The sequence below is a fragment of the Actinomadura sp. NBRC 104425 genome (genome assembly GCF_030269545.1).
Taxonomy (GTDB): Bacteria; Actinomycetota; Actinomycetes; order Streptosporangiales; family Streptosporangiaceae; genus Spirillospora; species Spirillospora keratinilytica.
The window spans coordinates 29,040-47,937 of record NZ_BSTN01000032.1; the positions used below are offsets into that span (position 1 = coordinate 29,040).

General features: G+C 71.0%; 23 protein-coding genes. 14 read left to right on the forward strand and 9 right to left on the reverse strand.

Annotated features, from left to right (window positions below; translation table 11 throughout):
- The first annotated feature begins 48 nt into the window (after window positions 1-48).
- Window positions 49-1,248 (forward strand): cytochrome P450, encoded by a 1,200-nt coding sequence (locus tag QSK22_RS29660; protein ID WP_285497746.1) that lies wholly within the window; start codon window positions 49-51, stop codon window positions 1,246-1,248.
- Between the two features lie 193 nt (window positions 1,249-1,441).
- On the opposite strand, the gene QSK22_RS33905 is transcribed toward QSK22_RS29660, so the two are convergent.
- A complete protein-coding gene (locus QSK22_RS33905) occupies window positions 1,442-1,636 on the reverse strand; it encodes a hypothetical protein (RefSeq protein ID WP_352231501.1) in 195 nt (64 codons plus the stop codon).
- A gap of 179 nt (window positions 1,637-1,815) precedes the next feature.
- On the opposite strand from QSK22_RS33905, the gene QSK22_RS29670 reads away from it, so the two are divergent.
- The 10 genes from QSK22_RS29670 (at window position 1,816) to QSK22_RS29715 (ending at window position 7,576) form a co-directional block, all read left to right on the forward strand.
- Entirely contained in the window at window positions 1,816-2,037 is a 222-nt protein-coding gene (locus tag QSK22_RS29670; protein ID WP_285497748.1) for a hypothetical protein, read from the forward strand.
- A 2-nt stretch (window positions 2,038-2,039) separates the two neighbouring features.
- Window positions 2,040-2,579: a DUF6879 family protein gene (locus QSK22_RS29675; RefSeq protein WP_285497749.1), complete on the forward strand. Its 540-nt coding sequence runs from the start codon at window positions 2,040-2,042 to the stop codon at window positions 2,577-2,579.
- Window positions 2,580-2,627: 48 nt separating this feature from the next.
- Window positions 2,628-3,437, forward strand: a complete 810-nt coding sequence (locus QSK22_RS29680) for a helix-turn-helix domain-containing protein (RefSeq protein WP_285497750.1) — start codon at window positions 2,628-2,630, stop codon at window positions 3,435-3,437.
- 130 nt (window positions 3,438-3,567) lie between these two features.
- Window positions 3,568-3,852 carry a hypothetical protein gene (locus QSK22_RS29685; protein ID WP_285497751.1) on the forward strand — a complete coding sequence of 95 codons (285 nt, stop codon included), beginning with the start codon at window positions 3,568-3,570 and terminating at the stop codon, window positions 3,850-3,852.
- Window positions 3,849-4,214, forward strand: a complete 366-nt coding sequence (locus QSK22_RS29690) for a hypothetical protein (RefSeq protein WP_285497752.1) — start codon at window positions 3,849-3,851, stop codon at window positions 4,212-4,214. Before QSK22_RS29685 ends, QSK22_RS29690 begins: the two co-directional genes overlap by 4 nt.
- A complete protein-coding gene (locus tag QSK22_RS29695; protein WP_285497753.1) occupies window positions 4,208-4,363 on the forward strand; it encodes a hypothetical protein in 156 nt (51 codons plus the stop codon). The genes QSK22_RS29690 and QSK22_RS29695 overlap by 7 nt, the downstream gene beginning before the upstream one ends.
- Window positions 4,364-4,655: 292 nt before the next feature.
- On the forward strand, window positions 4,656-4,955 hold the full coding sequence (tgmA, locus tag QSK22_RS29700) for a putative ATP-grasp-modified RiPP (protein ID WP_285497754.1): 300 nt from the start codon (window positions 4,656-4,658) through the stop codon (window positions 4,953-4,955).
- Between the two features lie 6 nt (window positions 4,956-4,961).
- Window positions 4,962-5,915, forward strand: a complete 954-nt coding sequence (gene tgmB / locus QSK22_RS29705) for an ATP-grasp ribosomal peptide maturase (protein WP_285497755.1) — start codon at window positions 4,962-4,964, stop codon at window positions 5,913-5,915.
- A complete protein-coding gene (gene tgmC, locus QSK22_RS29710) occupies window positions 5,912-7,114 on the forward strand; it encodes an ATP-grasp peptide maturase system methyltransferase (protein WP_285497756.1) in 1,203 nt (400 codons plus the stop codon). Before tgmB ends, tgmC begins: the two co-directional genes overlap by 4 nt.
- A gap of 231 nt (window positions 7,115-7,345) precedes the next feature.
- Window positions 7,346-7,576: a hypothetical protein gene (locus QSK22_RS29715; RefSeq protein ID WP_285497757.1), complete on the forward strand. Its 231-nt coding sequence runs from the start codon at window positions 7,346-7,348 to the stop codon at window positions 7,574-7,576.
- A gap of 303 nt (window positions 7,577-7,879) precedes the next feature.
- Here QSK22_RS29715 and QSK22_RS29720 read toward each other — a convergent pair whose 3' ends face one another.
- The 7 genes from QSK22_RS29720 to QSK22_RS29750 form a co-directional block, all read right to left on the reverse strand.
- Window positions 7,880-8,257 carry a MerR family transcriptional regulator gene (locus QSK22_RS29720; protein ID WP_352231502.1) on the reverse strand — a complete coding sequence of 126 codons (378 nt, stop codon included), beginning with the start codon at window positions 8,255-8,257 and terminating at the stop codon, window positions 7,880-7,882.
- A gap of 224 nt (window positions 8,258-8,481) precedes the next feature.
- Window positions 8,482-9,720 carry an MFS transporter gene (locus QSK22_RS29725; RefSeq protein WP_285497758.1) on the reverse strand — a complete coding sequence of 413 codons (1,239 nt, stop codon included), beginning with the start codon at window positions 9,718-9,720 and terminating at the stop codon, window positions 8,482-8,484.
- A 73-nt stretch (window positions 9,721-9,793) separates the two neighbouring features.
- Window positions 9,794-10,417: a 3-dehydroquinate synthase II domain-containing protein gene (locus tag QSK22_RS29730; RefSeq protein WP_285497759.1), complete on the reverse strand. Its 624-nt coding sequence runs from the start codon at window positions 10,415-10,417 to the stop codon at window positions 9,794-9,796.
- A 366-nt stretch (window positions 10,418-10,783) separates the two neighbouring features.
- Entirely contained in the window at window positions 10,784-11,257 is a 474-nt protein-coding gene (locus QSK22_RS29735; RefSeq protein ID WP_285497760.1) for a beta/alpha barrel domain-containing protein, read from the reverse strand.
- 275 nt (window positions 11,258-11,532) lie between these two features.
- A complete protein-coding gene (locus QSK22_RS29740) occupies window positions 11,533-11,778 on the reverse strand; it encodes a hypothetical protein (RefSeq protein WP_285497761.1) in 246 nt (81 codons plus the stop codon).
- 840 nt (window positions 11,779-12,618) lie between these two features.
- Window positions 12,619-12,861 carry a hypothetical protein gene (locus QSK22_RS29745; RefSeq protein ID WP_285497762.1) on the reverse strand — a complete coding sequence of 81 codons (243 nt, stop codon included), beginning with the start codon at window positions 12,859-12,861 and terminating at the stop codon, window positions 12,619-12,621.
- Between the two features lie 494 nt (window positions 12,862-13,355).
- Complete coding sequence (locus QSK22_RS29750) at window positions 13,356-13,961, reverse strand: TetR/AcrR family transcriptional regulator (protein ID WP_285497763.1); 606 nt, start codon at window positions 13,959-13,961, stop codon at window positions 13,356-13,358.
- Between the two features lie 32 nt (window positions 13,962-13,993).
- On the opposite strand from QSK22_RS29750, the gene QSK22_RS29755 reads away from it, so the two are divergent.
- From QSK22_RS29755 to QSK22_RS29765, 3 genes are all read left to right on the forward strand, one after another.
- Window positions 13,994-15,310, forward strand: coding sequence for a M14 family zinc carboxypeptidase (locus tag QSK22_RS29755; protein WP_285497764.1), 1,317 nt, complete (start codon window positions 13,994-13,996; stop codon window positions 15,308-15,310).
- Window positions 15,310-16,068 (forward strand): alpha/beta fold hydrolase, encoded by a 759-nt coding sequence (locus tag QSK22_RS29760; protein ID WP_285497789.1) that lies wholly within the window; start codon window positions 15,310-15,312, stop codon window positions 16,066-16,068. The genes QSK22_RS29755 and QSK22_RS29760 overlap by 1 nt, the downstream gene beginning before the upstream one ends.
- A 102-nt stretch (window positions 16,069-16,170) precedes the next feature.
- Window positions 16,171-16,788 (forward strand): maleylpyruvate isomerase family mycothiol-dependent enzyme, encoded by a 618-nt coding sequence (locus QSK22_RS29765; RefSeq protein ID WP_285497765.1) that lies wholly within the window; start codon window positions 16,171-16,173, stop codon window positions 16,786-16,788.
- A gap of 673 nt (window positions 16,789-17,461) precedes the next feature.
- On the opposite strand, the gene QSK22_RS29770 is transcribed toward QSK22_RS29765, so the two are convergent.
- Window positions 17,462-18,607 carry a coiled-coil domain-containing protein gene (locus tag QSK22_RS29770; protein WP_285497766.1) on the reverse strand — a complete coding sequence of 382 codons (1,146 nt, stop codon included), beginning with the start codon at window positions 18,605-18,607 and terminating at the stop codon, window positions 17,462-17,464.
- Window positions 18,608-18,898: the final 291 nt, after the last annotated feature.

Sequence of the window (18,898 nt, forward strand, 5' to 3'; positions counted from 1 at the left end):
CTATCTACAGATATCGACACTAAGTACCCATCAATGTAATATGTGAGCATGACGATCAAGGCCAAGTCGGTCGACGGGTACGACCTCTACTCGGAGGAGTTCCGCGCCGACCCCCATGCCCACTACCGCGCAATGCGCTCTGGCTGCCCGGTCGCACACTCCGACAAGTGGGGCGGCTCGTGGATGTTCGCCGGTTATGAGGACGTTCGTGAACTGGCTCGCGACGCGGAGCAATTCACGTCGCGGGCCATCGAGGTCGCCGGCCCCCTGGAGGCGGCCGGAGGCCTCTACCTCCCGCCTCTGACCTCCGACCCGCCAGAGCATCGCGCCCACCGCAACGTGCTCATGCCCTATTTCATGCCGTCCAAGGTCGCCGAAATGGAGCCGGCCATCCGGGCCCAGGCGAGGCGGCTGGTGGACGAGCTCGCCCGCAAGGGCCACGGCGACGTCATCGCGGACTTCGCGCAGCCCCTGACGCTGTCGGTGCTGACCTCGATCCTGGGGGTGCCCTCGGGCGGCCAGTTCACCGACTGGATGGTGCGCATGATCCGCGTGGGCCCGAAGGACCAGAAGGTCCGCGCCGAGGTCGTCCACGAGATCATCAACTACATCGAGAACCTGCTCCAGGAACGGGAGCGTGCCGGCAACACCGGGTCCGACTTGCTGAGCTACCTCAACCGGGTCGAGATCGACGGCCGGCCGCTGAGCCGCAAGCACAAGATCGGTGCGGGCTTCCTCATCGTCATCGCCGGCGCCGACACGACCTGGAGCGCCATCGGCTCGACGCTGTGGCACCTGGCGTCCCACCCGGCGGATCGGCAGCGGCTGCTGGACGAGCCCGATCTGTTGGACACCGCGATCGAGGAGTTCCTGCGCTACTACGCGCCGGTGACCGTGGGGCGGCTGGCCAAGAAGGACGTCGAGGCTTATGGCCGGTGCATCCACGCCGGTGAGCGCGTCATCCTCCCGTTCGCGGCCGCCAACCGGGACCCGGAGGTCTTCGAAGACCCCGACGAACTGCGGATCGACCGGCGTCGCAACCGCCACATCACCTTCGGATCCGGTGCCCACAGGTGCCTCGGGTCCAACCTGGCCCGGCTGGAGTTGCGGGTGACGCTGGAGGAGTGGCTCCGGGCCATCCCCCACTTCCGGCTCGCGGACGGCGCAGAGATCGAGTGGACCGGCGGGCAGACCCGCGGCCCTGAGTCTGTGCCGTTCGTGGTGGAGCCGGCACCGGCAGGGTCCTGACACGGCGAAGGACTGCGAAGCGGGGCCCGACGCCGAAGGGCCGCGATCACAACGATCCGCGGCCCTTCACAATCCACGGGGCCTTCACGATGTACTACCGCATCCGCGCGCTGTCGCCTTTCCTCACGACGCCGCGGCCGGTTCACCCGGCCAAGGCCGCGTGACGGCCACTAGCTAGAGGTCTCGCCGCGGGTCAGCACCGTGACGTCGCGCCGAGCACGGCCGCCGTGTGCGCGGCGACAGCCCCGACGTTGCCGCTGCCGATGACCACAACATTGGCCTTGTCTGCGCCGTCCACGGCGGCCAACAGCACGCCCCGCCCAGCCGGGCTCTGCAGGGCGTGTGCCCCTGCCAGGACGGCCTGGATACCGGCGATCCGCTCGTCCACCTGGTCGCGGCCGCGGGCATCCCCCTATGGGACGCATGGCCCGCATTGGCGACGCTGCCGTACGCCCTCGGCTTCGCCGACTGAGACGTACCTCCGGCAAGTTCTTGACGGCGCTCGCAGAGAGACCGCAGCCTGGCTACGAAGCAAGTTCTAGCAACTCACTGGGCGGAGGTAGGGCCATGCGGCTACGGTTCCTCGGGACGGACTCTGACCAGGGCGGTTGCCCGGCGATGTACGCCACCGACCGCGGTACGTACGTGGTCCAAGGCAAGATCGTGACCGACCCGGCTGCGCTCGGTGACGTCCGCGACCTCGCCGCCGACGAGACCATTGTCGAAATCGACCCGCCGCTCGTACGCCACCTGATCGAGCACTACACCGAGCACTACGCGAAAGGGTGATCGTGGCTGATCTGCTGACCGGCGACCAGTTCAGCGCGATCTTCCACACCGCCCGCCGTTCGGCGTTCCGGCTGGAAACACGTGATCGCTACAACGTGCCGTCCGAACAGGAACGGATCCGACGGTTTCTCGCCGGCGACCCCGACGAGGAGTACCTCCTCGGTGCACATGAGTGGGGCGAGATGACACGGCGGGCAGCAGCCGAGGGCCGCCCGTTCCGACGTGTCCGAGTCGTGACGGTACCGCTGGGGGACTACTCCCGGTACGCCCTCTGGTCCGCCCAGGGGAACCTACGTGCAGGCGAGGAGATCCGATACCTCGACCGCGACCGCGCCGCCGCGCTCGGCTTGCCGGTCCGCCCTCCGCATGACGCGTGGCTGTTCGACGATGAACGTGTCGCCGTCCTGCGCTTCGACAACGATGACCGGCTCCTCGGCGCCGAACTCTTCGACGATGCGGCGACGGTCGAGCAGCACCAGCGGTGGCGAGATATCGCGTGGGAAGCGTCCGTCAGCCGAGCCGCATTCCTAAAAATCCTGTGACCGCTGCTCATGTCCACGTCCCACCAGCAAGCACGGGAGGCGCTCGGGGTGCGGCTGCGTGAGCTGCGGCAGGACGCACGGCTCACGCAGCGTCGCCTCGCCGAGCTGGCCGACTGGCATGAGAGCAAGGTCTCCAAGATCGAGCACGGCAAGCAGACGCCCAGCGAGGACGACATCCGCACCTGGTGCCGACTCGTCGGCGCCGACGACCACGTCCTGGACCTGATCGCGACCGTTCGGAACGTTGCCAGCGCGTACAGGGAGTGGCGCCGTGAGTGGCGCGCTGGCGCGCACCGGCGTCAGCAGACCATCGCCGCGCAGGAGGCCGAGACCACGCGGTTCCGCATCTTTGAACCGATGGTCATCCCGGGCCTGCTGCAGACCCGCGACTATGCCGCTCAGCGCTTCCGCGACAACATCGCGTTTCACGGCACCGGCGGCGACGTTGACGCCGCCGTCCAGGCCCGTATGGATCGTCAAGAGGTACTACGCCGCGGTGATCGCGATAGGCGCTTTCACATGGTGATATGCGAGGTAGCGCTCACGATCGGCCTGGCCGACGACGATGTCATGATCGGCCAGCTGGAGCGCTTGCTCACGCTATCGACCCTGCCCCGGCTCAGTCTCGGCATCATCCCGACGCGAGCACGGCACCGCCGCGCACCGCATCACGGGTTCTGGGTGTTCGACGAGCGCCTCGTCCTCGTCGACACGGCCGCAGCAGAGCTGACGATCACGCAGCCGCGTGAGATTGCGGTGTACATCCAGGAGTTCGACTGGCTCGCCTCCTCCGCCGTCTATGGCGCCGCCGCGCGCGAGTTGATTCACGCGGCACTCAAGACTCTTCGAGCAAGTTGAAGCAAGTTCCTGGCCGTGCGGGTCACGTCGGGTGGATCGTCTGTGACGGACGGCACAATGCCGTCGGCCCCGGGCCGTTGAGGGCACAGCGGGGAGTCCCGGGGCCTCGCCGGACGCTGGAGGTCCGACTATGGACGATCGTGCGGGCATCCCCGACTCGTACGACCCCCTCGCCGCGCTCGGCCGGAAGCTGGCCTTGCACGGTCTGACGGCCACCACCATGCTGCGCGTCGCGGACGCGGCCGGTGTCTCGGTGACGATCACCTGTCGGCCGCGTGAGGAGGACGGCGGCCGCCTGTGGTTCTTCACCGGGGCGGGTGAGCCGATTTCCGAGACCGGTGGCGGGCACGAGCGGGACGCGGTCTTGTACATCCTCGGCCGCCTCGCCCGACGCGCCGAAGAGGCGGCGCGGTGACCGCGCCATCGGTGCACGCGGGGCCGGTGCTGTGGGACACCGCCGCCATCGCCGCCCGCTTGCAGCGGCGGTACCGGGTGCCGGTGTGGTGGGACGACCGCAACGCGGTGTGGATGGCGATGGTGTTGCGGCCGACCGGTCACCCGGCCGGGGACCAGGTGGTCGCCGCGGTCACGCCCGCCCAGCTGGAGCGGCGCTTGGCCGCCGCTGGGGTGCGGCCCGTCCCCCAGCCCCGGCAGGAACCCGGGCCCAGGCCCGTGCCGGGGCGTGTGCGGCTGCACGGGCGGCACGAAGCGCCCCGGCCGCCGTTGTGGCGGCGCCTTGTCGGCGCGTTAGTCCAGCTCGACGACGACGAATGGTGACCGGCGACCAGCCCGAGGACGTCGGCCGGCGCATCCGCGTGCGGATCGGCGGCCGGCCGGTCCTCCTCCGCCGGCTCTACACCCAGATTTGGAACGCCTTCGACGACGACACCGGCGGACGGCCGGCGATCGCCGTAGACCGTCGGTGACGGCTGGTGGCTGGCCGTGCGGATCGGCGATGAGTGCCGGCACATGCACGTCCCCCGACGGGGTCGCCGAGGTCACCCGGCGGCTGCTGACGTCGTAGACCCCGCGGTCCTAGGGGCTGGCGGCACATCCACCCCCCGGGACCGCGGCACCAGACGGCGGTGCGACCGGAAGCGCGGCCCGGTCGCCCCGCCCCGACCGAATGTCAGGTTGGTGGGGGTCACCCCGCCGTCTCTTGGCGCACACACCTGCACGCACCAGTCTCGGACTGGCGAACCCAGAGGAGGATGCCCGATGTTCCGAAGCGTCGACCGGATCCCCGTTGGCCCCGCCCCCGAACAGCCCCCGGCCGCTCCGGTGCGTCCGTGGGCGCTGCGCCGCATGGCGCCCTACCTCCGCACGGTCAACGCGGGCATCGTGGCCACCGGCATCGCCCCGGCCACCCAGATCGGTGTCGGCCCCGACGGGGAGGCCATCACCGCCAAGCACCGCCGCAGCAACGTCGCCACCGAGGGCAAGACGGCAACCAGCACGGGTGACGGCGACAAGCCGGGGCTGGACGAGGACCACGCCCAGGACACCGAACAGGACTGATACCCGATGAGCGAACCCCGCCCCGTGCTGGTCGTCACGCAACCCGACGACCTGACCGCCGACCTCGTCATCGAACAACTCAACCAGCGCTGCGTGCCGATCGTGCGGTTCGACACCGCCGACTTCCCGCACGCCCTCACCCTTCACGCCCGCATCGACTCAACCGGCCTCCACGGCATCCTGGCCACTCCATCCCGGAACGCGCGACTGGACGCCGTGCGGTCGCTGTACTACCGGCGCCCGCGCGGCTTCACCTTCACCGGCCTGGACGAGCAAGACGCCCGGTTCGCCACGCTGCAGGCGCGCTACGGGCTCGGCGGCGTACTGGCGTCGCTCCCCGGCTGCCTGTACGTCAACCACCCCCGCGCCATCGCCGACGCCGAGTTCAAACCCGCTCAGCTCACGGTCGCGGCCGAGGTCGGGTTCACCATCCCGGCGACCCTGATCACCAACAGTCCCGACAACGCGCGGGAGTTCACGGCCCAATACGCGCCGATCGTCTACAAGCCGCTGCGGACCGCCCCCTACCAGCGGGACGGCCGATCCCTGACGATCTGGGTCGAGGAAGTCGACCCCGCCGAGCTCGACGAGCAGATCGCCGGCACCGCGCACCTGTTCCAGGCCCGCGTCGCAGCGGAAGCGTTCCTGCGGGTCACCGCGATCGGGGACCGGGTGTTCTGCGTGCGTATCGACAGCGGCGACCAGCTCGACTGGAGATACGACTACGACGCCCTCGCCTACACCGCCGTCGACCCGCCGCCCGGCCTGGCCGACCTGGTCGCTGCGTACCTCAAGCGGTTCGGCCTGGTGTTCGGTTGCTTCGATTTCGCCCTGCGGCCGGATGGCGGACCGGTATTCCTGGAGTGCAACCCGAACGGCCAATGGCGGCGGCTGGAGGACGAGACCGGGCTGCCCATGACCGCCGCGCTCGCCGATCTCCTCGAACGGGGAACCTCATGATGATCGACCAGGACGGTCGGGCCGCAAGCCTGCGGCGCAGGCTCGCCGACGAGCTGGAGAACACCGGCGATCTGCGGTCGCCGCAGTGGCGCCGTGCCGTCGAACGCGTGCCGCGTCATCTGTTCGTGCCGGCGTTCTTCCAGGCGACCGACGCGCCAGGCCGGGGCACCCTGTGGGCCCGAGTAGACGACCGGGAGCACGACGACTGGCTCGAGCTGGCCTACCGCAACGAAACGTGGGTGACCCAGCTCAACGGGCGCGTCACCCCGCACGATGCGGCCGAACCCGTGCAAGGCGACCCGACGTCGTCGTCCACGCTGCCCGGCCTGGTCGTGCGCATGCTCGAGGAGCTGGACGTCGCCGACGGGATGAACGTCCTGGAGATCGGCACCGGCACCGGCTACTCCACGGCGCTGATGTGCGACCGGCTCGGCGACGAGCATGTCACCTCGATCGAGGTCGACGCCGGTGTCGCCGCGAACGCCGCCGCTGCACTGCGCGCCGCAGGGTACGCGCCACGCCTGGTTGTCGGTGACGGCCTGGGCGGCGTCCCGGAGCACGCGCCCTACGAACGGATCATCGCGACCTGCTCGGTCCGGCGCATCCCGCGCACATGGATCGAGCAGACGCGGCCGGGCGGCCGCATCCTGGTCACGATGGCCGGATGGCTGCACGGCTACGGCCTGGCGTCGCTGACGGTGGGCGAGGACGGCGTCGCCGAGGGCCGCTTCCTCCCCGGCACGATCTCGTTCATGATCGCCCGCCCCCACGCCGCGCCCCCCGTCGACAACGAGCAGCGGAGCGACATGATCGCCTCGCTCGCCGACGCCGACCCGCGACCGGCCACGGTGGGGCCGGACATCCGGCAGGACTGGACCGGCGCGTTCGTGGCGCAGCTCGCCGTTCCGGACGCTCAGCAGCTGACCCGGCGCGTCGTCGCCGGCCCGTGGGTCGACTACTACATCGACACGCGGTCGGGATCGATCGCCTCGCTCACCCCCGAGCCGGGCGGCGGCTGGACGGTCCGGCAGAGCGGGCCCGTCCCCTTGTGGGACCAGGTCGAGGACGCCATCGGCCGGTGGCGTCAGGTCGGCAGTCCCCCGCACGAGCGGTTCCGGATCCGAACCGACGGACGCGTCCAGACGGTATGGGTCGGCACCGGCGACGCGCGGCTGTCGTGGGACCTGCCCGCGCAATGATCCACAACTGACCTCGAATACGGCGAACGCCCCGTCCACCGCTTCGGCGGCGGACAGGGCGTCATCAAGGTCCACGGCCATCCCCGCGTGCGCGGGGCCGACACCCAGGCAGGGCGCGGGAACCCGTCCTCGGCGGGACCATCCCCGCGTGCGCGGGGCCGACACTTGCTGACCTGGGAGTCTATGTCGGCGGAGCACAGTTTTCATTTAGTTGGATCTGCAAACCCTCAAGTGGTCGTCGGCCTTGCGGGCACCACCGTGTCGAAGTTCTGGCAGCACGAAGTCGACCGGCCAGTCCCGGGCCACCGCGGCGACCTGGGCGCCTTCGGATTCCTGCCGGTGGTTGCCGGGCGGATTGCGGCGGTCGGCGCGGCGGTGCCGGTGCTGCGGGGCCTGCTGGGGCCGGGCGCCCGGCGGCTGGCGAGCGGGCCGAGCCGACCGCCGCCGGACGCGCCGCACTGAACTCCGGCCGAGCGGATCGAGACGGTCGACAACGCCCGCCAGGTGCTGATGCAGCCGGTCACCGGCGCCGGCCGGGGTCGGCGTCCTCCGAGCCGGTGCGGTGGTTCTTGGTCCAATAGGAGATGCCGCGTCGCGTTCCGGATGCACGTTGTCGACTGCGGCGCCCGTCGCGGAAGGCGTCGTGATGGCTCGGCCCGTGTGCTGCCGGTGGAGCCGACCACTTCCGACGTGCTCCGGGTCCGCCTGCCCATGCTCCTCGGTACGGCACCGACCCGCGCCGCGGGCCGCCCTTCGGGTGACCGCCTAATGAGGTATGCCTGTACGCAGCTGGCGGAGTCTGTCCTCAAGCTTGCGCTGGATCTCGGTGAGTGCGGTCACTTGCTCACGTACCACCCGCAACCGCTGCTCGTACACGGCGATCGCCTCCAGGCACACGGGCGCGTGGTCGGGGTCCTCGTCGAGGCAGGCGTTCATCATCTTGATGCTTTCGGCGTTGAGCCCGGCGTCCAGCAGTGCCCGGATATTGAGCACCCGTGTCACCGCGGATTCGTCGTACTCGCGATACCCGTTCTCCTGGCGGCGCGGCTTCAGAAGGCCGCGCTGCTCGTAGTAGCGCAAGGCCCTGGTGGAGACCCCGGACGCTTTGGCCAGCTCACCGATGCGCACGCCTCGACCTCCCATCTCCGGACACTCCCGTCGATCTGATGATGGTTCCAATGGCCTTCTGAAGCACCGCGAAGCCGGACCAGTTCCCCCGGGTGAGCGTGACGCCAGAGCAGGTGATCGCGGGCGCGTCAGGAGCCTGGCGGCCAGCCGGTCCAAGCGGCACTCAGGGGTACGCCGTCGCCGGGGTGCGGTGTCATGGCAATCCAGCGATTCCAGGTGTTCGAAGTTCGCGGTCGGGGTCACGGTGACGTCGCCGGGACGCGGGGTTCGGTCTCAGGGCGCCGGGCGGGGTAGTGGCGCACGGTGGCGGTCATGAAGGCGAGGTTGACCACGCCGATGACGGCGGCCGCGGCCAGGACCCCGGTCCCGTCGGTCCTGCTGAGCGCGCCGCCGCCGATCATCCCGGCCAGCGCAATGCCCACGTACAGTCCGCTGGTGTTGAGCGCCACCGCCTCGGTGCCCGCCTCGCCCGCCATCTGCAGCGCGCGGGCGTTCATCGGCGGGTTGTAGGCCCAGCCGGCCATGCCCCACACCGCCAGCAGCAGGCAGATCAGCCACACTGCGGCGCGGCCGCCGGCGAGGAGACCGACCACGGTCATCGCCACCGTCGACAGCACCACCACGCCGAGCAGGCTCAGCAGCGCCCGGTCGATCCCCCAGCGGTCGGTCAGCCGCCCGCCCACGACCGTGCCGACCGCGCCGGCGACGCCGTAGACCACGATGAACACCGATACCCAGCCGCTGCCCAGGCCGGTCAGGTCGTGCGTGACGGGGGCGATGTAGATGTAGGGCATCAGGCCGCTGGACGCGCCGACCACCGTGCCCAGCACGCACGCCAGCACGGGCGGTCTGCGCAGCAGCACCAGCCGGGCCCGCACTCCCACCACCGGCATGTCCGGCAGTCGCGGCAGTGTGGTCGCGGTCGCCGCCACCGCCAGGCAGGTCAGCATGCCCACGCATATGAAGGTCGACTGCCAGCCGAAGGTTTCGCTCAGCCACGATCCCGTCGGTACGCCGACGACCAGCGAGACGGTGAGCCCTGCGGCGACCGTCGCGATGGCGCGGCCCGTCCGCTCGGGCGGGGCCAGGGTGCCCGCCACCGCGAAGGCGGCCGGGCTCACCGTGGCGGCCACCAGGGCCGCCGCCACGCGCAGCGCCATCAGCAGGGGATAGGAGGTCACGACCGCGGTGACGAAGTTGACCACCGCGAACGCCGTGAGCCCGCCGACGATGAGGGGCCGGCGGGGAACGCGCGCCGTCGCGACCGCCAGCACCGGCGCCGCTGCGGCGTAGGTGACCGAGAAGACCGTGACCAGTTGGCCGGCGACCGCCTCGCCGACCTGCAGATCGGAGGCGATCTCCGGGAGAATGCCGGCGATGATGAAATCATCGGTGCCGATTGCGAAGGTCGCGAGCAGCAGCCCGAACAACCATCCCATGCCCTGCGGGCCGCGTTCGTCCACATTGTTGGAATTCATCGTCGCACCGGGTTTTCTCGCTTCTCCAATTGCCGTGCGCGGCCACGGTAAGACGTTGACGCATACGTCAAGGTCAAGGTCCGACAGTGTGGCCTGAGTCATAGTCTCCGGTTATGCGACTGAGCGGTCTTCCGGGTCCGTGACCTTTGGTTCGGCTGGTGGCAGTGCCGCTGTCGCCGGTCTCCCCGAGGAGGCGCCGGGCATGGACCTCGACCTCCGGCTGTCCCTTGGCCATCACGTGCGCGATGGCCTCGTAAAGGAATCCTCGTTGCTGGAAGTAGGTGCACGTGTCGACGCAGGCCCGCTCCCCCATACCGACGTGCTCGGTGCGCCGCACCTCCAACTGCGCGAGGTCCAGCCGCCCCGGCTCGGTCGCGACCGCCGCCCGCAGCGCCGTGGCGTCGCCGATGGCTCGGGCCACCAGCATCACCCCGTCGGAGCCACGTTCGAGCACGCTGAAAACGATGGTGGCCTCCTCCACATCGGCCACCTGGGTGATGATGCTGCCTTCGGCGTTGGCCGCCGCGGCCAGCACGATTTCGAGCGGAATCTTGGTCGGGTCCCGGAAGGACAGCAGGCTCCACGCCTGCGTGCGCGCGACCGCACAGGCCCGTTCCAGGCCTCTCGGCGTCGACGATCTCGACGAACGCGCCGAACTCCACGTCCTCGTGGGTCCCGGCCAGGCTCGCCGGGTCACCGTGCCGCGACGGCTCCACGGTGATCAGGTCCGCGCCGTCCAGGGTCTCCGGCAGCGGTCGTCCCTGCGGGAAGAACTCCCTGCGGACGGTCGGCGGCACGTCGACGAGGTCCGTCAGGTCGTCGCTGACGATCGCGTCCACGCGCTGGTGCAACGCCTCCTCGATGATGGCGGGCTTGGCGGCGCCGAGACCGCGCACATCGAGCCAGGTGATTTTCATAACTGCTCCTGTTGCATTGGGGTGACACCCAACCCCCTCGGACAATGAGACCTCGTCCGCCCGGTTTTGAGGGACCCCAACCCTGGTGGGCGGATAGCCGGGTGTCGGTGGGGAGGCGGCTGTCTCGGTGCGGCAGGTGGATCGGATCAGGTGAGTTCCAAGATCCGCCGGGGCTCGTCGCGCTCCGAGCCTCGGTTCCGGCGGTGGATGGTGCCGGCCAAGCGACGGGCGGGCTTCAGGGGGTTCTCCGCCTGGAAGACGTTGCGTCCCATCGCGACGCCGCCAGCCCCGTTGTGCAGGGCGAGGCGGACGCGTGCGACGACCTGGTCCTCGTCCGCCAGGGGTGCCCCGCCGGCCACAATGACGGGGACGGGGCTCGCCGCGGCGATCTCGGTCAGCGCGGCGGCCGGTTCGGGCAGCACTGTCTTGACGACGTCGGCGCCGAGGTCGGCGGCCAGCGTGACGGCGTGCGCGACCAGGGCCGGATCTCGCGGGTCGGTGATCTTGGGGCCGCGCGGATACATCATCGCGGCGAGGGGGACATTCCAGCGGTCGCAGGCGTCCGCGACGGCGGCCATGTCAGCGATCTGACGCGCCTCCTCGGCCGAGCCCAGATTCACGTGGCGACGACCACTTGAGGGTTTGCAGATCCAACTAATGAAAACTGTGCTCCGCCGACATAGACTTCCAGGTCAGCAAGTGTCGGCCCCGCGCACGCGGGGATGGTCCCCGACTCCTACGTCATCACGATCTGCAACCAGAGTCGGCCCCGCGCACGCGGGGATGGTCCCGGCCGCTCCCCCACCTTGTAGAGCCGGAACTGGTCGGCCCCGCGCGAGCGGGGGCAGACGCACGGACGCCCCGTCTTCCGCAGGAGACGGGGCGTTTCGTCGTGTCAGCGGTGTGGTTGGGCCGGGACACCGATTCCGCTGGCCATGTCGTTCCGGAAGGCGGTCAGGTCGACGTCCGCTCCGGGCTGCTTGGTGCCAGTGGGGACCTGGGAGCGGGACAGTGCGGCGTCTTCGCGGGCCATCCAGTCGCTGGCCTGGTCGACGCGTTCGTCCATGGTGAAGATCCCCAACTGCGCCCGCTCGTGGAAGGGCAGCCAGTCGATGGCCAGCCGGCGAGCCACCCAGTCCACGACGGAGCGGACCTGTGGCAGGTCGGGAAGTTCTGGCAGCACGAAGTCGGCCGGGGCGGGGGGCGGTGATGTCGGGCCAGCGGCGGGCGTAGCCGGCGTGGTGGGCGGCGTAGTGCGCCCGGCCCGCGTCGGTGAGCCGCTGGCGGCCCTCGCCGCCGTCGGTGATCAGGCCGTGGCCGCGGACCCGGTCGACGTAGGCGAGGATGTCGCGCGACAGGTCGTGGCCGGCGGTGTTGAGCACCGGCCACCACCGTGCGGCGCTCTCACGGCGGTGGGTGTCGGCCGGGGCGGTCAGCCTGCCGGTGGCGACGTCGACGAGGGCCTGCCAGTCGCCGGGCGCGGTCAGCGGCTCGGCGGCCACCTCGGCAGGCTCCCGCAACGGCACCTGCGGGTAGAGGCCCGCGTACCAGGTGGCGTGCTCGGTGATGTGCGCCCGGCCCGCCGGGGTGAGCCAATACCGCCCGTCCGGGGTCCGCCCGCCCGGTGCGCGGGTCCCGATCGGTGACCAGCGGTTCGCCGCGCCCGCGCCGGGCCAGGTGCGGCCAGCCGCCCCGATGCCGCCCGTAGGACAGCCCGTCCGGCCCGGCCCCGTACAGGTCGGCCAGTACCCGCCACGACGGCTCGCTCAGCAGCCGCGCGGTGGGCGCCGTCGTGAGCCGCCCGCCGCTGACGCCGCCTCCCGCGTCGGCCGCGCCGCGCGCCGAGTTCTCGTGACGCGTTCGGCGTTTTCGTCACGCCGGGGCGGTGACGCGGCGGCTGCGCTCTGCTCGACCGGGACCGGACGCGGCACCTGCACACGCCGCGCCGATGCATGCCCTGCCCGCCGCTTCAGCTCAGCGGTCAGCGCGCCGGGGCCGTCTCGACGCGGGGCCGGTCGGCGCCGTACCGGTCCAGCTTCAATCGCCTCTCGGCCAGCGCCGCCTCGACCACCTGTGCCGCCTCCCAGGCGGCCAGCCGGGCCGCCTCCCGCTCGCCCATCGGCGCGCCCTCGGACCGCCGGACCCGGCACGCCTGCGAGCAGTACACCGCCGGACGGCCCCGCCGCCGGACCGGCAGCGGCCCGCCGCACACCTCGCACGCCATCGCACACCACGCCTTTTCCTCACGCAAACGCTCGCATCAGCGTCACGAAATGACTAGGCCCGCCGCGTGGCGAAAACCATGAAGCCGCATGCACAGGGACACCGCGGTGGCCCGTCCGGGGGTGACACGGGTGCACCGGCGGCAGGACGTCGTCGAACTTCTGCTTGAACCGGCCCAAGCAGGGGCGCGTCACCGCCACCCGCTGCTGCGGGTCCGTCCGCGCCCACCAGACCGCCGTGACCCTGGCAGGCCTGCATGGCACTTCGACGACACGCTCTGGGGGCGTCACAGGCACCTCAGATGGCGTCGTGCTGCCGGCCGTCCGGACCACCAGGGGCGTCGCCGCCCGCGGTGTCGCTTTCGCCGGGAACCCGCTGCTCGGGTGGGCGCGCTCGCGGTGTTTCATAGGCGACCGCCTATGAAACAGACCGAGGCGGAGCCCGGGGGGGACGGCCGCCGCCACGCGGTCGGGTTCGCCGCTTCGGGCAGGGAGGTCAGGGCGGTCCGAGCACGTCCGGGGTGATCAGGGCGCGGGCGGTGGCGGCGAAATAGTCTTCGGAGACGGTGGCGAGGCCGAGGATGACCCCCTGGCTCAGGCCGACTAGGAGCGAGCGCAGCGCCGTGGCCAGGCGTTGCGCCTGTCGCGGCGTGAGTGCGGTCCCGTGGTGGAGCCTGCCGGACAACAGCGCGGTCAGGCGTTCTTCGTGCGCCCGGACGGAGGCGGCGAGCCGGGGTGCCAGTTCGGGGTCGCGCAGGGCCAGGTCCTGCAGGCTGATCTCGAACGACAGATGGCGCAGCGCGTCGGGGTCGTCGCACAGGCGGCGGTAGTGGCGGGCGAAGACCTCCACCGCCTCGATGAGGCCCATGTCGGCGGGGACGGCCTCCTCGATGCCGTCGTAGTGCGGGCCGAGGTAGTCGGTGACCAGGGCGACGAGCAGTCCGTTCTTGCTGCCGAACAGCGAGTAGACCGCGCCGGTGGTCAGGCCGGCCTGCTCGGCGATCTCCTCCAGCCTGGCCCGGTGGCCGTCGCGGGCGACGATCAGGCGCGCGGCGGCCAGCAGAGCCCTCCGGTTGTGCTCCTTGGCCTCAGCCCTTGTCATTCTCATAATCCTATTATTACCGTAATCCCGTGATGAACGTTGCCGAGTGCATGAGCAGCGTCCCCGGCCGCGCCGTGTTCCCGTCCGTCGACGCGCTCCAGGCCGAGCTGCGGGGGCTGGCAGCCGCCCATCCCGACCTGATGCGGCTGCGGCACATCGGCGCCTCGCGGCTAGGCGAGCCGCTGCACGCTGCCACGGTCGGCGATGGGCGGGCGGACGCGGTGGTCATCGCCGGGGCGCATCCCAACGAGCCCGTCGGGGCCCTGACCGCCCTCACGTTGATCAAACTGCTCTGTGAGGACCCGGAGATCCAGGCGGGGCTGGGCTTTCGCTGGCACGTCGTGGCGTGCGCTGATCCGGACGGGGCCCGGCTGAACGAGGGCTGGTACGGCAGTCCCGGCGACCGCCGCGCCTACGCCGAGCACTTCTACCGCCCCGACCTGGCCGACCAGGTCGAATGGACCTTCCCGCTGACCACGGAGGACTACTGCTTCGACCGGCCGCTGCCGGAAACACGGGCGCTGATGCGCCTCATGGACGAGGTACGCCCGTCGCTGGTCTGCTCGCTGCACAACGGCGAGTACCAGGGCGCGTTCTTCTACCTCGACCGCCACGATGCGACGCTGGCGCAGAGGCTGGCCTCCCTGCCCGGCCTGGAAGGCCTCCCGCTGCACCATGGCGCCCCGGAGCTGCCCGGCGCCGAACCGATCGTCCCCGCCGTCTACCTGACCCCGCCCGGGACGCAGGTGGGCAAGGCCCTCGGCGCGGGCGGCAGCAGCGCCGACTACGCGGCCGCATTCGGCGCGCTCCATCTGGTCACCGAGGTGCCGACCTGGGCCGACGAACGCGTCGCCGACCAGAGCCCGGCCGGCCGCACCTACGGGCAGATCCTCGCCGAGGGAGCAGCGGCCCGGCGTGAGCTGATCGACGTGATCCAGGCGGGCATGCGGGCTGTCGCCGGCGACCTGAGCGTGAGCTCGCCGTTCCGCCGCTCGACCGAGAACACGCTGGAGACCTTCCGCCGACTCGGCGAGCTGGAGGAGACGGTGCCCGATGGGGACCGCCCGTCCACGGTCGCCGAGGAGTTCGGCAACCGCCAGATGCTGCACCTGATGCGGCTGCGACTGCTTGGGACGTTCCTGCGCATGCTCGACGCGGAGATCGCCGCGGGCAACCTGACGCCGGCCATCCGCGAGCAACGGCACCTGCTCGCCGAGCGCTTCGAGGTCTGGTACGGCCAGGCCGAAGCGGAGTCTCCCGGCCTGCCGATCGAGTTGCGCAAGCTGGTCGCCGTCCAGCTGGGTGCCGCCTTGACCGCCGCCCTCCACCTGACAGAACGGACGACGTGATGATGAACGGACTGCCGTGCCTATCGATCGGCGAGGGACCGCCGCTGGTCGTCCTGCTGTTCACCCCGGAGGCCGCCATCCCGACCGGTCTGGGACGCCGCTACCTGATGCGAACGGTAGGGCCCTTCACCGAGCGGTTCACCGTTCACGTCCTCAACCGCCGGCCAGGGCTGCCGCCGACCACGACCATGGCCGAGCTGGCCGCCCACTACGCTGCGGCGATCGAGGCCACGTTCGCCGGGCCGGTGAACGTGCTCGGCATGTCCACGGGCGGCTCGATAGCCCTCCAGCTCGCCGCCGACCACCCCGAACTGGTCGCTCGCCTGGTCCTGGGCGGAACGGCATGCACGCTCGGGCCGATCGGCAGACGTGCCCAGCGCGCCTACATCGACCGGGCCCGACGCGGACAACGCCCGAGCCCCGCTCTGGCCGAACTGGTGACCGAGTCGGCGATCGGCCGAGCTCTCGTCAAGGCTCTGAGCTGGGTGGCCGACGGCCGCAAGGACCACACTGACGCCGCCACCATGCTCAACGCTGAGGACGGCTACGACCTGCGCGATCGACTGCACGACGTCAAAGCCCCCACGTTGCTGATCCAGGGCGAGAAAGACCTGGTCTACCCGCTGGAGCTGGCCCGCCAGACCGTTCGCGGCATCCCCGGCGCGCGTCTGATCAGCTACCCCGGCACAAGCCACGCCGCGACATTCACCGACAAGCGGTTCGCGTCGGACGCGCTGGCCTTCCTCCTCGAAGGCTGACCGACCGCCGACCTGGACTTGGCCACCGCTGATCACCGCGAGCCGTCCCTGTCGCCGAGCGGTCGGCGGGTGCACTGAAACGCATCAGAAGGAGCACGACCAATGGACATCACCACCGCCATCGCGGCCGAACGCCGGGAACTGGCGGCGATGCTCGACAGCCTGGCGCCCGCCCAGTGGGACGCACCGACCTTGTGCGCCGGATGGCGCGTACGAGAAGTCGCGGCTCACATGTCGATGGGATTCCGCGTTCCGATGCCCAGGATGGTGCTCGAACTCGTCAAGGCGCGCGGTGACATCAACCGGATGGCAGATCGGCGGGCCCGCCAGGACGCGGCCACCCTGTCCACGACCGAGCTGGTCAGCGCGATCCGCGACAACGCAGACCATCCCTGGAAACCACCGATCGGCGGCGTCACGGCCGCCCTGGCCCACGACGTGATCCACGGCTTGGACATCACCGTCGCCCTCGGCATCGACCGCCGCGTCCCGGAGGACCGCGTGGGCCTTCTGCTGGAGCACGTCACTCCCCGAACCCTCAAATTCTTCGGAGCCCATCTCGACGGCGTCGAACTGCGCGCCGACGACCTCAACTGGTCCTTCGGCACCGGCACACCCCTGACCGGCCGCGCCCAGGACCTTCTGCTGGTCGCCTATGGCCGCAAGCTCCCACCGGGACGCCTCCACGGCACGGCACGGGATCGATTCACTGCCGTGTGAAACCGCTACGCCACGACTCAGCGGCTCGCAAGTCGACACCACCTCGGCTGAACCGGGTTGACAGTCAGCCGACACTGGCCAAAAGCGCGCTCGGCTCCTACCAGTCCGCTGGGTGCAGAACGAGCGCCCCGTCGACATTCCCTCGATCGACCGGCTCTCGGCATGCTCGGCATCGTCCACGGCGGCATCGCCGCGGCCCTGCTCGACTCCGCGATGGGCTGCGCCGTGCACACGCCCCTGCCCGCCGGCGTCGGCTACACCACCCTCGAACTCAAGGTCAACTACATCCGCGCCGTCCGGACCGACCGACGGAACGACCCTGACCGCGGAAGGCACCGTCATCCACGCCGGCCGTCGCACCGCCACGGCCGAGGGGAAGGTCACCGACAGCCGCGGGAAACTCGTCGCCCACGCCACCACCACCTGCCTGATCCTGCCTTTCACCGACTGACAGCCCGCCGGCGGCGAGCCCACACCGGAACACGCCCTCAACTGGTGCTCTCGCGAAACCTGTGCGATCCCGGCGAGGGGCCTGCACCAAGTCAACGCTCACCCACCTCGTCGGGATCGGGTTCGTCCCCGTGCGCCGACGGGAGGCCGCGGTCGTTCGCCGTCCCTCGCGCCGAGTGGCCGACTGGTCCCGTGGTCTGTGGTGCGGCCTGGTGGTCGGCCCTTATCGACCTGCTGCGGGGCCGGTGCTCTTTCGGAGCAGGGCCAGGTCGGCCTCGGCGGCCTGGGCGCGGTGTTCGGCGGCGGCGGCGCGTTCGCGTTGCTGGTCGGCGGTGGTGCGGGCGTGCTCCAGTTCGCGTTCGGTGCGGGCGAGCAGCCGCTTGACGGCTTCTGCGTCCCCTTGGGCCGTCGCCAGGTCCATGCGGGCCTGCTCGGCGGCCTGGCGGTCCTGCTCGGCGCGCCGTTCGGCGGCTTCGGCGCGGACGGCGGCCTGCGCGGCCTCGTGCCGGGCGGCGTCGAGCTGCGCCTGCAGGGCGGCGGCGTGCCGGTCGGCCTCGGCGAGCCGCCGCCGGATGTCGGCCAGCTCGGCGCGGGCGGTGTCGCGTTCGCCGATCGCGGCGGCCAGCGCGTCCCGCAGCCGCTCGCCCTCGGCCGCGGCCTCGGCGTGCGCCTGCCGTGCGGCGGCGGCCTGCTCCTGGGCGACCTCGCGCAGGTGCCTTTCCGCGGCGAGTTCCTGCTCGGCGGCCTCGCGGGCCTGCTTGTGGCGGCCGGTCTGCTCGGCGGCGTCGTCGGCGCGCTGCTCGGCGACGCGCACCCGCGCCTCGGCTTCGCGGATGCCCCTGTCGCGGTCGGCGGCCGCCGCCTGAGCCTCTTGGCGGGCGCGTTCGGCGCGCTCCTCGGCCAGCCGGGCGCGGGCGTCGGCCTCTTCGGCGGCGCGCCGCGCGGCCTGCGCGTCTCGGCGGGCCTGCTCGGCTTCGGCCAGCGCGTCGGCCACGGTGTCGTCCAGCCGTTCCCGCACCGCGCGCACCCGCTCTTCGAACTCGGCCAGCAGCGCGGCGAGCCGGTCGCGCTCCTGCCGCAGCGTCCGGGTGGGCGCGACCTCCTCGGCGTCCCGGCGGCGCCGCGCCCGGTTGTGGGCGTTGCGGTGCCCGTCGCTGCAGAACCTGGCGTCGGCGCGGGCTCCGCGCGGGATGGGACGACCGCAGTGCTCGCAGGGGCGGCGCCCGGCGGCCCGCGTGGCGTCGGCGCGTACTTCGACGGCGTCTGGGGACAGGTCGTCGCCGTCCACCGGACCGTCGCGCAGCGCTCCCCCCGCGTGCTCAGCACGCTCAGCGCTCTCCCACTCCCCTACCGCGTCACGCTCACTCACGAGATCAGCGTAGCAAGACGATCCGATTCGATGTATAACCGATCTGAATCGAATCGGATCGGATCAGAGTGTCTCTGAGTAGATTCACACAATGCCGATTGTGTGAGATCGCTGGTCCTGCACATGGGCCGCTACCGGCCCGCCGCGGTCCGCCAGCGAACCGCAGTCGGGCGCGGAGTAGCCGACGCTGGACACGTCATGTCACGGCAGTGCCAGCTCTTGGGCCAGGCACCGAACGCGAGGACGGAGGTCACCTCGTCCACCAGCACGATCGGCGCGTCCTTCAGCGCC